The 15,339-nt window shown below is 67.2% G+C and carries 10 protein-coding genes; 1 reads left to right on the plus strand and 9 read right to left on the minus strand.

What is annotated here, in order from left to right; all coding sequences use genetic code 11:
- Positions 1-115 precede the first annotated feature (115 nt).
- Entirely contained in the window at positions 116-1,369 is a 1,254-nt protein-coding gene (locus G4G00_RS02390; RefSeq protein WP_164270988.1) for a M12 family metallo-peptidase, read from the plus strand.
- Positions 1,370-1,463: 94 nt separating this feature from the next.
- Here G4G00_RS02390 and lpxH read toward each other — a convergent pair whose 3' ends face one another.
- From lpxH to G4G00_RS02435, 9 genes are all read right to left on the minus strand, one after another.
- Positions 1,464-2,210: a UDP-2,3-diacylglucosamine diphosphatase gene (lpxH, locus tag G4G00_RS02395; protein WP_164270991.1), complete on the minus strand. Its 747-nt coding sequence runs from the start codon at positions 2,208-2,210 to the stop codon at positions 1,464-1,466.
- A gap of 96 nt (positions 2,211-2,306) precedes the next feature.
- Complete coding sequence (locus tag G4G00_RS02400) at positions 2,307-2,846, minus strand: phosphatase PAP2 family protein (protein WP_108752303.1); 540 nt, start codon at positions 2,844-2,846, stop codon at positions 2,307-2,309.
- Positions 2,827-3,972, minus strand: a complete 1,146-nt coding sequence (locus G4G00_RS02405; RefSeq protein WP_164270994.1) for a glycosyltransferase family 1 protein — start codon at positions 3,970-3,972, stop codon at positions 2,827-2,829. The genes G4G00_RS02400 and G4G00_RS02405 overlap by 20 nt, the downstream gene beginning before the upstream one ends.
- 159 nt (positions 3,973-4,131) lie before the next feature.
- On the minus strand, positions 4,132-7,059 hold the full coding sequence (locus G4G00_RS02410) for a TonB-dependent receptor (RefSeq protein WP_108752305.1): 2,928 nt from the start codon (positions 7,057-7,059) through the stop codon (positions 4,132-4,134).
- 343 nt (positions 7,060-7,402) lie between these two features.
- Positions 7,403-8,929, minus strand: coding sequence for an exopolyphosphatase (gene ppx / locus G4G00_RS02415; RefSeq protein WP_164270997.1), 1,527 nt, complete (start codon positions 8,927-8,929; stop codon positions 7,403-7,405).
- Positions 8,930-9,304: 375 nt separating this feature from the next.
- Entirely contained in the window at positions 9,305-11,392 is a 2,088-nt protein-coding gene (gene ppk1 / locus G4G00_RS02420) for a polyphosphate kinase 1 (protein ID WP_108752306.1), read from the minus strand.
- Positions 11,393-11,396: 4 nt separating this feature from the next.
- Positions 11,397-12,728 (minus strand): phosphate regulon sensor histidine kinase PhoR, encoded by a 1,332-nt coding sequence (gene phoR / locus G4G00_RS02425; RefSeq protein ID WP_108752307.1) that lies wholly within the window; start codon positions 12,726-12,728, stop codon positions 11,397-11,399.
- A gap of 104 nt (positions 12,729-12,832) precedes the next feature.
- Positions 12,833-13,522, minus strand: a complete 690-nt coding sequence (gene phoB, locus G4G00_RS02430; RefSeq protein ID WP_108748700.1) for a phosphate regulon transcriptional regulator PhoB — start codon at positions 13,520-13,522, stop codon at positions 12,833-12,835.
- A 116-nt stretch (positions 13,523-13,638) separates the two neighbouring features.
- Positions 13,639-15,294, minus strand: coding sequence for a M48 family metalloprotease (locus tag G4G00_RS02435; protein WP_205515515.1), 1,656 nt, complete (start codon positions 15,292-15,294; stop codon positions 13,639-13,641).
- Between the last annotated feature and the right edge of the window lie 45 nt (positions 15,295-15,339).

Raw genomic sequence — 15,339 nt, forward strand, 5'->3', positions numbered from 1 at the left:
ATGCCGACCGGCTTCAAGGCTTGTATTCACGGGGGCTGCGCAGGCCATATGGCCACACCCGGCACCCGGGTCGTGCTGCATCAACGCTGTCTACTTCACTCCAAGGAGCGACAAGATGATGTCCAGATACATCGGTCAAGCGGCAGGTGGTGTGTTGTTGGGGCTGTGCGTGGTAACGGCCGCGCAGGCGGCGCCGCTGTTCGAACCGGTCACCGTGCTCAGCCGGGCCTCGGCCAGCAGTGAACCGCAGCTGGGGCGGCTGCTGTCGGCACCGTCCACCGCAACGGTGCAGGAAGTGCGGGTGGATGCGGCGGCCACCGCGCAGTCGCAGCTGGAATTCGAACTGCTGGGGCAGCAGGTGCAGGCCACGCGCAGCCGGGTCGAGGCGTTGGCCGACGGGGGCAGTGTCTGGTACGGGCAGATCCGCAGCCCGTCCGATCGCCTGCAGAAGGCGGGCGCCACACTGCCGGATGATCCGGCGAATTCGGTCATCCTGGTGCGGTCGGGCAACACGCTCACCGGTTCCATCCGCAAGGACGGCACGCTGTACCGGCTGCGTCCATTGGGCGATCGGCACGTGCTGGTGGAAGTGGATGAATCGCGCATGCCCGCCGATCATCCGGCCGATTACAACCAGCTGCCGAAGATCAGCATGCCGGCCAATGATCGTGTCGGCATCGCGCAGGCGTCATCGGGCAGTCCGGCCACGATCCGCGTGCTGGTGGTAGCCACCAATGCGGCGGTGGCCGCCTATGGCGGCAACATGCAATCGCTGGTGCAGCTGGCGGTGGCCGAATCCAACCAGGGCTATACCAACAGCAACGTGGGCATCACCCTGCAGTTGGCCGGGTACGAAACCACCAGCTACACCGAGTCCGGCAATTTCAGCACCGACCTGGCCCGCTTCCGCAGCACCAGCGACGGCTACATGGACAGCATCCACACCAGCCGCAACAACACCGCGGCCGATGTCGGCGTGCTGCTGATCAACAACAGCAGTTATTGCGGGCTGGCCTCGGGCATCGGCTCCACCGCGTCCACCGCCTTCGCCGCGGTGTATTGGGACTGCGCGACCGGCTACTACTCGTTTGCCCACGAAATCGGCCACCTGCAGAGTGCGCGGCATGACATCGCCACCGACCCCAGCACGTCGCCGTATGCCTATGGCCATGGTTATCGCTATGAACCGGCCAGTGGTTCGCGCTGGCGCACGATCATGGCCTATGCCTGCTCGGCCGGCTGCCCGCGGCTGAATTTCTGGTCGAACCCGAACATCAGTTACAACGGTGTGCCGATGGGCATTGCCAGCAGCGCCGACAACCAGCGCGTGCTGGTGAATACCAAGGCCACCATCGCCGGCTTCCGCTGACGCGGTTACCGGATGGCACCCGCCGACCAAGGTCGGCGTCTACCGGCCTACGCGCTCTGGTAGATGCCAACCTTGGTTGGCGCCCGGCAATCCGTCATTCGCGCTTGAGCGAATCCAGGTGCCAACCGTCGGCGTCCACGCGCAGCACCGAACCCTGTTCGTACCAGTCGCCCAGCACGATGCGGGTGCAGTTGCGGCCACCGGCCTGCAGGCTGTGGATGGCCGGGCGGTGGGTATGCCCGTGGATCATGGTGTCCACACCATGGCGTGCGAAGGTGGCTTCCACTTCCGCCGGGGCCACGTCGGTCACCGTTTCAAACTGTGCGCGGTCGCCCTGCTTCATTTCCGACTGGCGGGCCTGGCTGGCATCGCGTGCCTTCTGCGCGAACGCAATGCGCGCTGCCAGCGGCTGCGCCAGGAACTGTGCCTGGAACACCGGATCGCGGGTCTGCGCGCGAAACTGCTGGTAGGGAATGTCATCGGTACACAGCAGGTCACCGTGCTGCAGCATCACCGCGCGGCCGTACAGATCGATCACGCAGGGGTCGGGCAGGATGCGCAGGCCGGCGCGGCGCGCATAGTCTTCGCCCAGAAGGAAATCGCGGTTGCCGCGGATGAAATAGATCGGCACGCCGCTTTCGGACAGCGTCTTCAGTGCGTCGGCCACGGCGTCGGCCAGCGGCGAGGGCGTGTCATCGCCGATCCAGGCTTCGAACAGGTCGCCCAGGATGTACAGCGCATCGGCGCCAGGCGCTTCCTCGCGCAGGAAACGCAGGAACAGGTCGGTGATGGCTGGACGGCTGGGGTCCAGGTGCAGATCGGAAATGAACAACGTGGTCATGTGGGCATTCTAGGGCATCGGCCCGCCGCGTCGGGCCGGGGTCAGAGCCCTTTCCGCAGGAAAGGGATCCGACCCCCCGGAATTAATCCAGCCGTATCACACCGGCAGCGGCAGCCAGGCCAGGCTGGCCCACGCCAGCAGCGTGGCGATGCCCGTCGCGGCCAGTACATCGCTGGGGTAGTGCAGGCCCAGTACCACCCGCGACAGCCCCACGCCCAGGGTGAACGGCACCAGCAGCGGTGCCAGCCACGGGTAGTAGGCCAGCGCCACGATGGTGAACGACACCGCATGCAGGGTGTGCCCCGACGGGAAGCTGAACTCGTCCAGCGGGGCCACCCAGGCGCGGATGCGCAGGTCGGCTGCATACGGGCGCGGGCGCCGGGTCCAGCGCTTCAGCCCCTTGTACAGCAGCAGCGCGGCCAGCCCGGTGGCGGCCATGTGCACCGATGCCCGCAGGCCATCGAAGCCATCCACCAGCACCAGCGCGCCCATCAGCAGGTACCAGAACACGCCGTCGCCCAGGCGGCTGATCACCGCGAACAGGCGGCGTACCCGGCGGCGGCGGCAGTAGTGGTTGGCGCGGCGGCACAGCCGTGCTTCGCGCCCGGCCAGCGATTCAAGCGGCGTGGTGCGCATGGCCGTTCCTCCGCGCCTGTGCCAGTTCGGCCAGCAGCGATTCGAACTCGGCCACCACCTGCTGCGGGTGCAGGCGCTTCATCGCGCGGGCGGCATTGCTGCCCAGCTCGCGGCGCAGCGCGTCATCGCTGGCCAGCTGCACGGCGGCCTCCACGAACTGCGCATCGTCGTCCACGGCCGCGCCGTTTTCGCCGTTGCGCAGGTATTCGCGCGCGGCACCGTAATCGAAGGCCACCGTGGCCAGGCCGCTGGCCATGCTTTCCAGAGTCACGTTGCCGAACGTCTCGCTGCGGCTGGGGAACAGGAACAGATCGCCGCTGGCGAAATGGCGGGCCAGCGCGTCGCCGCGCTGGATGCCGCAGAAAATGAAATCGGGATTGTCGTGGGCCAGTTTTTCGCGCGCTGGGCCATCGCCCACGAACACGAAGCGTGCCTTCGGTCGTACCTGCTGCAGGCGGCGGAAGGCCTTCACCGCCAGCCCCAGGTTCTTTTCGGCGGCGATGCGGCCCACGTAGAGGGCCACCAGTCCGTTGCCGTCCACGCCCCATTCCTCGCGCAGCGCAGGATTGCGCCGGGCCGGGTCGAACTGCTGGCTGTCCACCGCGCGCGCCAGCAGGCGCACGCGCTCGAAGCCCTGCTCGCCCAGGAATTGCTGCAGCTCGCGGGTCGGTACCAGGGTGGCGTCGGCCTGGTTGTGGAAGCGGCGCATCCAGCGCATGGCCGCCGACTGCAGCCACGCTACGCCGTAGTCGGGCAGGTATTCGTCGAAGCGGGTGTGGAAGCCGGTGGCCACCGGAATGCCCAGCCGCCGTGCGGTGCGCAGCGCCGACCAGCCCAGTGGGCCTTCGGTGGCGATGTAGATGGCATCAGGGCGGTGCTGCTGCCAGTGCCGGCCCAGGCGGATGGGGGCGGGCAGGCCGAAGCGCAGGCCGGGGTAGCGGGGCAGGGCCGCCCCCGGTACCAGCAGGGTGCCCGGCGCGGCTTCCAGCGCTTCGTTGGCCTGGCGTGGGCGGATCAGATCGACCTCATGGCCGGCGGCGCGCAATCCCTGCTCCAGGCTCTGCACAGTCAGTGCAACGCCGTTGACCTCCGGCGGATAGGTCTCGGTGACGATGGCATGGCGCATGGCGGGCCTCCGGTTTTCCGGCATGCTCGGGCCTGGCGATGTAGCCGTTGTGACCGTAATGCGACCGCCCGATGACGGTGCCCGGGCCTGCCGCACGCAGAAAAAACCACGGCCCCGAAGGGCCGTGGTCGTGTCAGCTCATGACGGCAGCGCGGTGGATCAGAAGCGCTGCTGGTACTTCAGGTAGACGAAGCGACCGATGTCGTAGCCACCGTAGTAGGAGAACACCGAGTTCGGCTTGGTGTACATGTTCGGGCCGTACTTCTCGAACACGTTGTTGGCACCGACCGAAACAGTGGCATCCCACGGCAGGTTGTAGCGGAACTGCACGTCGTGGAAGGTGACCGAACCGCGCTCGTTGTAGTTGCGGGCGCCGGAGTACCACGGTGCACGCACGCCCGGATCGGAGCACTCATCCGGATGCGTGATCGCATTCAGGCAGGTCTCCTTCACGCCGGAGTAGTAACGGGCGGTCCAGCTGACACCGAAGTCGCCCTTGTCCCAACCGACGGTCAGGTTCGAACGCACGCGGAAGCCGCTGGTGGAGTTGGTGGAAATGCCGTTGACCGGGGTCGGCACCACGGTCGGGTCGTTGGTCGAACGGAAGATGTTCGAGCTGACGTAGGTGGTCGACCACTGGGTGCTGAAGCTGCCCAGCGCGTCGGTGTCCAGACGGTGGGTCAGTTCCATGTCGTAACCTTCGGTTTCCAGGAAACCGGCGTTACGGTTGCCGTAGGTCAGCTTGTTGACGATGCCCAGCACCGGATCACGGGTGAACTGCGCGCAACGCGAATCGATGCCCTGCTCGTAGCAGTCGATCAGGATCTGGTTCGGGCTGTCGGCAACGATGGTGTTGTCGATGCGGATCTTCCACCAGTCCAGCGACACGTTGAAGTTGCGGATGAAGCTCGGGCTCCAGACCAGACCCAGGGTCTTGCTCTTGGAGGTTTCCGGCTGCAGCAGCGGGTTGGAGCCGTTGGTGAACGGCACCGGGGTCTGGTCGGTGCTGCTGGTGATCGGCACGTTGCCCTGTTTCAGCTGACGGTAGGTGTCAGCGTTGGCGATGTCGCGGGCGCAGCGGGCGCGCACGGCGGCGCTGGTACGCGACGGGCCGTAGACGGTGTCGCAGGGATCGGCGTAACCGGTGGTGAAGGTTTCCGAACCACCGCCGTACAGGTCGTTGATGGTCGGGGCGCGGAAGCCTTCAGCCCAGGTGCCGCGCACCATCAGCTGTTCGATCGGGCGCCACTTGAAGCCGAACTTGCTGTTGAGCGTATTGCCGAAGGTGTCGTAATCCGAGAAGCGCGTGGCCGCGTTCAGGGTCAGCTCCTGCGCGCCCGGCAGACCGGCCAGGATCGGCGCGTTCAACTCCAGGTAGGCTTCCTTCACCTTGTAGCCGCCACCGGTCGGGCCCGCGGCCAGGTTGGTGGTGGCACCGGTCTGGGCCAGCGCATCGGGAATGAACTCACCGGTTTCCTTGCGGTGTTCAACACCGAAGGCGAAGCCCAGGTCGCCGCCCGGCAGGGTCAGGATGCTGCCGGCGATGGTGGCGAAGAAGTTCTTGCCCACGGTCTTGCCGGAGGAATCTTCAGCCGGCATCAGGTAGTCGATCAGGGCCTGGTTGCCGGTCAGGCCGTACGGGTTCACCACGCCGGCAGCGACCAGCGGGTTCCAGACCATGCAGTTGGCGATCGGTGCGGCGGCGCTGCCGCACTCCACCTTGCCGGTGGCGGCGTTGTAGTACGACGGGCCGACGGCGTTCTTCACGCGTTCCTTGTGCAGGTTGCCGGTGGCGTGCTGGCGCAGTTCGTTCTTGTTGTACTGGTAGCCCACTTCCCAATCGAAGTAGCGCTCGCCGATGTTGAAGGTGCCATCGAAGGCGGCCACGGCGCGGTAGGTCTTCAGTTCACTGTCGCTGACGCGCGGCACTTCCCAGGTGCGGTGGTTCCAGGCCACGGCGGTCGGGGTGGCGTAGCCGTTCTTGCGGCCGAACGGGTTGAAGTAGCTGTCGATCGACATCGAACCGATGCCGGCGGTGGACGACTGCAGCGGGTAGCCGGCGATCTGGCGGCTCGATTCGCGCTTGTTGTAGCCCAGCTGGGTGCTGAAGTGCACGTTGTCGGTGATGTTCAGGCGACCATCGACGAACACCGAATCACGCTTCAGCGGATAGTTCAGGTGCATCTGTTCGTTGGTGTTGCTGACATCGCCATCCGGTGCATTGGCATTGGTCAGGTGGTAATTGGCCGGGTTCAGCGGGTCGGCGCCGCGGTTCAGCGAGTAGCTGCAGGTGCCGTTGTTGGCCGCGGTGCAGCCCGGGCCACGCAGGCCGGTGATCTGGCCCCACTGGCTGACCGTGGTCCACGCTTCGGTCGGGTGGCGCGAGGTGTTGCCGAAGGCGCTGAAATCGCGGTCCTTGGCCCACACCGCCTTTTCTTCCGAATGCTCGGCCGACAGGGTGATCGAGCCGCGGTCGTTGGCCCAGCCGGCCACCACGTCGAAGCGGTCACGGGCGCCGTCGCCCTGGCTGTACTGGCCGTGGTAGACGTTGGCGGTCACGCCGGTGGCGTTGTGGCGGGTGATGATGTTGACCACGCCGGCCATGGCGTCCGAACCATAGATGGCCGAGGCGCCGTCCTTCAGCACTTCAATGCGCTCCACCGCCGACACCGGCAGGCTCGACACGTCCTGGTAACCGGAGGTGCTGATGCCCAGGCGCTTGCCGTTCACCAGCACCAGGGTGCGCTGCGCGCCCAGGTTGCGCATGTCGATGTAGGTGCCGCCCGCGTTTTCACCGGCGCTGAGCACGTTGGCGCGGCTGATCGCCGGGCTGCCCATGGCGGTGACGTTCTGCAGGATGTCGGCCACCGAGCTGAAGCCCTGGCGTTCGATGTCCTTGCGCGAGATCGCCAGCACCGGGTTGGCGTTTTCCACGTCGACTTGGCGGATGCGCGAACCGGTGATCTCGATGCGGTCGAGGGTGGTGGGGGCGCCGTCCTGGGCCAGGGCAGGCAGCGCGATGGTCGCGGTGCCGACGATCAGGGCATGGCGGATCGCCTGGCCCAGCACGGTGGAGCGTGAAGTCATCGAGTCTCTCTCTCTCGTTGAGTCTGCAGATGCAGGCCAAAAGGGCCTGCGAAAGCCGGATTCGCCTGTTGGGACTGAGCCGGTGACTTCGATTTATTCTCGTTCGTTAACCACCTGTAAAGAGGGTGTTGCAAATTGTGTCGCAATTTTTCTCGTTCAGTTCACGCAATTTGAACAAAAGCAAGGGCTTAGCGTCATGACGAAAGTCACGGGTCAGGCGCGAATCAGAAACCTGAATCCGCATTCAGGTAGTGAACTGCGCAAAACGCAACGAACAACGGCCCGCTGAGGGGCCGTTGTCGGGGTGCTGCGGGAGGGGTAGGGCTGCCCGTCGGGGCGGCGCTCAGACCACGAACGGGCGGAACTGCAGGCCCAGGCCAGCCAGGCCTTCGGTCTCGCCGATCAGGTCGGCGCGCAGCAGCGGGCGCGCATCGATGAAGGCCTGTGGGACGATCAGCGACAACCGGCTGTCGTCGGCGGTCAGTTCCAGCGCCGGCGGCGGCACGTCTTCGTGGGCGCGGTTCAGCAGCACGGCCAGACGCAGCAGCGCGGTCAAGCGCCGTGCGGTCAGCAGCAGGCGCTCGGGCAGGGCATCGAAGGCGGACTTGCCGACGCTGCGCCGGTGGCTGCGCACCAGGGCGGCCAGCATCTGCTGTTCCTGCCGCGAGAAGCCAGCAATGTCGGAATTCTCCAGCACGTAGCTGCCATGCACGTGGTAACCGCTGTGGGCGATCATCAGCCCCAGCTCGTGCAGGCGCGCGGCCCAACCCAGCATGCGCGCATCGTCGGCATCCAGCTTCCAGCGTTCCTGCACCTGCTCCAGCAGGCCCAGCGCGGTCTCCTGCACGCGGTCGGCCTGGGCGGTATCGATGCCGTAGCGCTGGGTGAGCGCGGCCACCGATTCGTCGCGCGGATCGTTCTCGCCGGCGCGGCCGACGATGTCGTACAGGATGCCTTCGCGCATGGCCGCCTTGCTGACCAGCAGCTTCTGCAGGCCCAGCGCCTGGAAGGCCGCTTCCAGCACCAGGATGCCGCCGGCGATGATCGGCCGGCGGTCGCTGGACAGACCGGGCAGCTCGATGTCGTCGATCTTCTTGGCCTTCAGCAGCTCGTCGCGCAGCTGCGGCAGGGCTTCGGCGGTGATCGCGCCCTTGCTCAGCTTCATGCTGGCGCAGATCTCGCTGATCGCCTTGTGCGTGCCCGACGAGCCCAGCGCCTCGTGCCAGCCCAGCACGCGGTACTTGCTGGCGAAGGGCTGGAACTCGCGGCCGATCTCGGCCAGCGCATCCTTCCAGCGCTTGCGGCTGAGCTTGCCGCCGGGGAAGAAGCGGCGGGTGCTGGCGATGCAGCCGGCCTGCAGGCTCTCGCGTTCCAGGGTCTGCATGCCCTGGCCGATGATGAATTCGGTGGAGCCGCCGCCGATGTCGATCACCAGGCGGCGCTGGTCGGCCTTGGGCGGCTGTGCGTGGGCCACGCCCAGGTAGATCAGGCGCGCTTCTTCGCGCCCGCTCACCACTTCGATGGCATGCCCCAGCGCGGTTTCGGCCGGCATCAGGAAGGCCTGCGGCGAGCGCAGCTGGCGCACGGTGTTGGTGGCCAGGGCGCGCACCCGGTGCGGGGGCACGTTGCGGATGCGCTGGCCGAAGCGGGCCAGGCATTCCAGTGCGCGCTGGCGTGCGGCGGCGGACAGGCCGCCCTTGCCATCCAGGCCATCGGCCATGCGCACGGTTTCGCGCAGGCGGTCGATCACCCGCAGCTGGCCGAGCGTGTAGCGCGCGATGACCATGTGGAAGCTGTTGGAGCCAAGGTCGATGGCGGCCAGCAGGTCGCCATCCTGCAATGCGGGCGGAGTCGTGGTGGTATGCGGCATGGGCGAATGTTAGCCGAAGGGGCGGTGTGCTCGTCACCGCGCGGCCTTCACATTTTGTAGGGGGCGTACGGCAGGGCTGCGCCCTGCACCTGCTCAATGCAACGTCAACGTCAACGTCAACGTCAAAGGCGGGCTGTCCGTGGGATGGCGGGGTGGGTCCAGTTGCTGCGTAACGGGCTCTGACCCCGGTGTTGAATCGCTTTTGTAGAGTCGAGCCATGCTCGACTGCCTTTGCTGTTGGTAGGTGCCGACCAAGGTCGGCACCTACCGGCTGTCCGGACGGCACGGGGTCGGATCCCGTTGCTGCGCAACGGGCTCTGACCCCGGTGTTCTGCATGGAGCGCGTTGTGCCGACCAAGGTCGGCACCTACCGGATCACAGCCCCTGCATCAGCGCCATCTGCGCCGAATGCGGCGCTTCGTCGTGGGCCGGGGCGCGCTTGTGGTACACGCCTTCGGCATCCAGCTCCCACGCGTTGAGGTTGTCGTCCAGGTAGTTCTGCAGCACTTCGCGGTAGACCCGCTTGGCCAGTTCCGGGTCCAGGATCGGGAAGCCGGTTTCGACCCGGCGCAGCAGGTTGCGTTCCAGCCAGTCGGCGCTGGCGCAGTACATCTCCGGCGCGCCGTCGTTGCCGAACCAGTACACGCGGCTGTGCTCCAGGAAGCGGCCGACAATGGAGCGCACGCGGATGTTGTCCGACACCCCCGGCACGCCCGGGCGCAGAGTGCAGGCGCCACGGATGATCAGGTCGATCTGCACCCCGGCCTGCGAGGCGGCGTACAGCGCGCGCACCACCTGCGGTTCGTTCAGTGCGTTCATCTTGGCGATGATGCGCGCCGGGCGACCGGTGGCGGCGACGCGCGTCTCGCGCTCGATGCGGCCGAGAATGCCGGTGTGCAGGGTGAAGGGCGACTGCAGCAGGCGCTTGAGCTTCATCTTCGAGGCCAGCCCCGACAGCTGCTGGAACAGCAGGTGCACGTCGTTGCCGATATCCGCATCGGCGGTGATCAGGCTGATGTCGGTGTACGCGCGTGCGGTGCCGCTGTGGTAGTTGCCGGTGCCCAGGTGCACGTAGCGACGCAGCTTGCGGCCTTCGCGGCGCACGATCAGCAGCATCTTGGCATGGGTCTTGTAGCCCACCACGCCGTACACCACCTGCACGCCGGCTTCCTGCAGGCGGTCGGCGAGGCCCAGGTTGGCTTCCTCGTCGAAGCGCGCGCGCAGCTCGACCACCACCGTCACGTCCTTGCCGTTGCGCGCGGCCTGGATCAGCGCATCGACGATCAGCGAATCCTTGCCGGTGCGGTACAGGGTCTGCTTGATCGCCAGCACGTTCGGGTCCACTGCGGCCTGCTTGATCAGGTCCAGCACGGCGGTGAAGGCATCGAACGGATGGTGCAGCAGCAGGTCCTGGCGGCGGGCGATCTCGAAGATGCCGTCGCTGTCGCGCAGGGTGCGCGGGTTCATCGGCGGGTACTTCAGGTCCGGCTGCGGCACCAGGTCGTACAGCTGGATGATGCGGTTGAGGTTCACCGGGCCGTCGATGCGGTACACCGCGTTCTCGGTCAGGCCGAAGTTCTGCAGCAGGGTACGCACGATGTCCTTGGGCGTGTCCTCGGCGATCTCCAGGCGCACCGCTGGCCGGTAGCCGCGGTCGACCAGTTCATCGCGCAGGGCCAGCGCCAGGTTCTCCACTTCTTCCTCGTCCACCACCAGTTCGGAATTGCGGGTGACGCGGAACTGGTAGGCGCCCTGGACTTCCATGCCCGGGAACAGCTCGTCGACGAAGGCCGACAGCACCGAGGACAGGAACACGAAGTTCTGGCCGCCGCCCAGACTTTCCGGCAGCTGGATGATGCGCGGCAGCGAACGCGGTGCGCGCACGATGGCCAGGTGGCCGGCGCGGCCGAACGCGTCGGTGCCCTTCAGCACGACGACGATGTTCAGCGACTTGTTGAGAATCTTCGGGAACGGATGCACCGGGTCCAGGCCCAGCGGCGACAGCACCGGCATGATCTCGTTGCGGAAATACGCGCGCAGCCAGCGCTTCTGCCGGTGGTTCCAGGAATGCCGACCGAGCACGCCGATGCCAGCCTCGGCCAGCGCCGGGCGCAGCGTCTGGTTCCAGCAACGGTACTGCTGGTCCACCAGTTCGGCGGCGCGGTCATGGATGGCGTTGAGGATGGCCTGCGGGCTCATCCCGTCCGGCGCTGGCGGCAGGCCGAATTCCTGCGCGTGGCGTACGGCCGCGGCGCGGATCTCGAAGAACTCGTCCAGGTTGGTGCAGGAGATGCACATGAAGCGCAGGCGCTCCAGCAGCGGCACCTGCGGGTCCATGGCCTGGGCCAGCACGCGGAAGTTGAAATCCAGCTGCGACAGTTCGCGGTTGATGTACAGCGCCGGGTCGCGCAACGGATCGCTGTCCGGGCTCACGGGGAGGGGGAGGGATCCGAGGCTGCTCATGGCGTCATTCTTCGATGGAAGTCAGGGGGGCGGTGTCGCGCGTTCGTACGTGGTCGGCATCGAAATGGCAGGCAAACACCGAGCCCTTGCCGACTTCGCTGTCGATCTCCAGCCGGGCGTGGTGCAGGCCGAGGATGTGCTTGACGATGGACAGGCCCAGGCCGGTGCCGCCGCTCTCGCGCGAGCGGCTGCTGGACACCCGGTAAAACCGTTCGGTCAGGCGCGGCAGGTGGCTGGCCGGAATACCGTAACCGGTATCGCGCACGGCCAGCACCACGCCGTCGCCTTCGCGGCGGAACTGCACGTCGATGCGGCCACCGGCCGGGGTGTAGCGCACGGCGTTGGTCACCAGGTTGGAGAAAGCGCTGTGCAGCTCCTTGGTCGAGCCCTGCAGGTCCACCCCGGCCAAGTCGTCCACGTTGATCTGGTGGCGGCCCTGGCTGTGTGCCTCCGCTTCGCGGCGCAGGGTGGCCAGCATCGGCTGCATGGCCACGGTCTCTTCCTCGCTGTGTTCCTGCGATTCCAGCCGCGACAGGGTCAGCAGGTCTTCCACCAGCTGGGCCATGCGCTGGCTCTGCTTGCGCATTTCTTCCAGCATCGGGCCGGTGCCGGGGAAATCCTCCGGGTCCATCATGTCCAGGTAGCCATGCACCACGGTCAGCGGCGTGCGCAGTTCGTGCGACACGTTGGCGACGAAATCGCGACGCACCTGTTCCAGCCGCAGCAGCTTGCTGACATCGCGCGCGATCAGCAGCCAGTAGTCCTGCGAATAGGGAATCAGCCGCAGGTTCAGGCGGATGGCCGGGTCGACCGGCGAGGGCACGTCCAGGATCGGTTCGGCGTTGCGCCCGCCGGCCAGCCAGTGGGCCAGCGGCATCGGTTGCAGGCGGTCCACCAGCGCTTCGCCCAGATCGCCGGGGTGGTGCAGGCCGAGCAGGGCAGTGGCCGCTTCGTTGAACCACTGCACGCGCTGGCTGTTGCGGTCCAGCACCACCACCGCATCGGGCAGCGCGGCAGCGGCGGCACGGTAGCTGCGCAGCATGTCCAGCAGGCGGCGCTTGCGCACGCGCATTTCCACCTGGTTGCGGTACAGCAGGCGGTCCAGCTCGTTCCACACGCCGGAACCTTCCTCGGCGGTTTCCCAGCGCTGGCGTGCGGTCAGCCGGCGCAGCACGCTGCGCAGGCGCCAGTAGTGCCAGGCCAGCGTGGCCAGGGCGGCCAGCGCGATGCACAGCCACAGATGCCCACTGAACCACCCGACCACGCCGGCCAGCACCAACACCGCTGCCACGGAGGCCAGCGTCTTCAACCAGGCGGAGCGGATGTGGCGGGGCATTGCGGTCTCGTCGTTGGAGGCGGCGGTTCACGCGGTGAACCGAGGGTTATAGCAGAGTTGCCGACACCGGCACCGGCAGGTGCGCGGTGCCGGCACGACGAGGCTCAGGTCGCGGTGGAGAAGCGGTAACCGGCGCCGCGCACGGTCTGCACCATGTTCTCGGCATTGAACGGTTCCAGCGTCTTGCGCAGGCGGCGGATGTGCACGTCGATGGTGCGCTCTTCCACGTACACGCTGCCGCCCCACACATGGTCCAGCAGCTGCGCGCGGGTATACACGCGTTCGGGGTGGGTCATGAAGAAGTGCAGCAGGCGGTATTCGGTCGGGCCGATCGGCACCGGCTGGTCGTTGGCGAACACGCGGTGGGCGGCGCCGTCGATGCGGATCGGGCCGACCGACACGCTGCCGTCCTCGTCGTCATCGCGGGCGCGGCGCATGACCGCGCGGATGCGCGCCAGCAGTTCGCGCGCGGAGAACGGCTTGACCACGTAGTCGTCCACGCCTGCTTCCAGGCCGCCCACGCGGTCGTTCTCTTCGCCGCGTGCGGTCAGCATGATGATCGGCACTTCGCGGGTCAGCGTTTCCTTGCGCCAGCGACGGGCCAGGTCCAGGCCGCTGGTGCCCGGCAGCATCCAGTCCAGCAGGATCAGGTCCGGCACGCGGTCGGCGATGGCGGTCTGGGCTTCACGGGCATCGCCCGCGTGCACCGGCTCGTAATCGCCCTTGCGCAGGGCGAAGGCGACCATTTCTCGGATCGCGGGCTCGTCGTCGACGATCAGGATGCGTTTCTGCACGAGGACACCGTAGGGCTCGGTTACTGGAGTGGTGCCAGTAGACTACGGTTTGATGACATGTTTGTGACGACCCGGCCGGATAAATCTCCCGCTGCCACACACCGGTCATCCGCGCCTCAGCGGCGGTCCAGCTCCGGGTCCTGCACGCCCTGGCGGCGCAGCTCCAGCACGGTGGGAGTGATCGCCTCGATGCGCGCATCCACGCGGGCGCGGCCCACGTAGTCCAGCTCCGGATTGCGCTTCAGCGCCTGCAGCTGCATCAGCGCCTGTTCCGGGCGGCCCCCCAGGAAGGCGGCTTCGGCGTAGGCTTCGCTGGCGCGCACGCTGTCCCCGGCCAGTTCGCTGGCACGGGCGTAACGCTGCTGGAAGACCGGATCGTTACCACTTTGCGACAGCAGCGGGCGCAGCATGGCCTGGGCGCGCTGGCCGGCCTCGCGGCCGCCCTGTTCGTTCAGGATCTCGGCATAGGTCAGCGCCACCGGTCGGCTGTTGGGGTGCTGGCGCAGCAGTTGTTCGAAGCGCGCGTTGGCCTGGGCGGGCTGGCCCGAGCGCGATTCGGCTTCGGCCAGGGCCAGTGCCAGCCACAGGTTGTCCGGGTGGGTCTGGGCCAGGGCGGCCAGCGCCTGGCGCGACTGCAGCGCACCGCTGCGGCCACCGCGCATGCCGGCCAGGGCGTGGCCATAGCGCTGCGCATCGGTCAGCCCGTTCTTCTGCCGCTTGGCCAGATCGGCGTACTCACGGTCCACCTCGCCACTGTTGTCGCCACTGAGCACGCGCAGGCGCTCGCGGGCCCAGTCGAAATCGCCGCTGGGGCCACGGTTGAGCTGGCCGATCGGCAGGCGCAGCACGCTGCCGGGCAGCAGCGGGTTGTTGCCGCGCAACAGCGGCTCGGACAGGCTGGGGTCGGCAGGATTCACCCGCTCCTTGCGCTCACCGCCGGGGGTGGTGGTGGTCAGCACCACCGTGTCCTTCTTCATCTGCTCGGCCCGCGCCTTGGCTTCGCTGATGCGCGTGGTGTTGACCGGGTGGGTGCGCAGGAAATCGGGAATGCTGTAGCCGCCGTCGTTGCCGCGCATGGCCGCGGACATGCGTTCGAAGAAGCCGGCCATCGCGTCCACGTCGTAGCCGCTGCGCGACAGGGTGCGGATGCCCAGGCGGTCGGCCTCGGATTCGTTGGAGCGGGTGTAGTTGATCTGCCGCTGCTGCATCAGCCCCATGCCGGAGCTGATCGCGGCCATGGTGGCATCGCCGGACGAATTGCCGCCGCTGGCCTGGGCGGCCACCACCGCCGCCAGCATGCCCAGCAGGATCGGAATCTGGTCGCGCTGGGCCCGTTCCACCCCGCGCAGCACGTGCTGCTGGGTCACGTGGGCGATCTCATGGGACAGCACCGCAGCCACTTCATCTTCGCGCTCGGCGGTCAGCACCAGGCCTGCATTGACCCCGATATAGCCGCCCAGGGTGGCGAAGGCATTGATCTGCCGGTCCTTCATCATGAAGAAGGTGTAGGACTGGCGGGGCTGGTCGCTGTTGGAGCCCAGCCGGGTGCCCATGGTCTGCAGCCAGTCGTTCACCAGCGGGTCGTCCAGCAGGTAACCGTAGTTGCGCAGCTCGCGCAGCATCATGGCGCCGTACTCGGCCTGGCGGGCCGGGGTCAGCAGCTCGCCGGCCGACGAGCCGATGTCGGGCAGCTTTTCCTGGGCGCGCGCCAGCGGCATGGCCAGGGCCAGGGTAACGGCGGTGGTCAGCAGCAGGGCTCGCAAGCGGGACATCCTCGGGCAGGGCGGGCACAGCGTGGCAGGGCAGGGGGCAACCCT

It is taken from the genome of Stenotrophomonas sp. B1-1 (assembly GCF_010894375.1).
Classification (GTDB): domain Bacteria; phylum Pseudomonadota; class Gammaproteobacteria; order Xanthomonadales; family Xanthomonadaceae; genus Stenotrophomonas.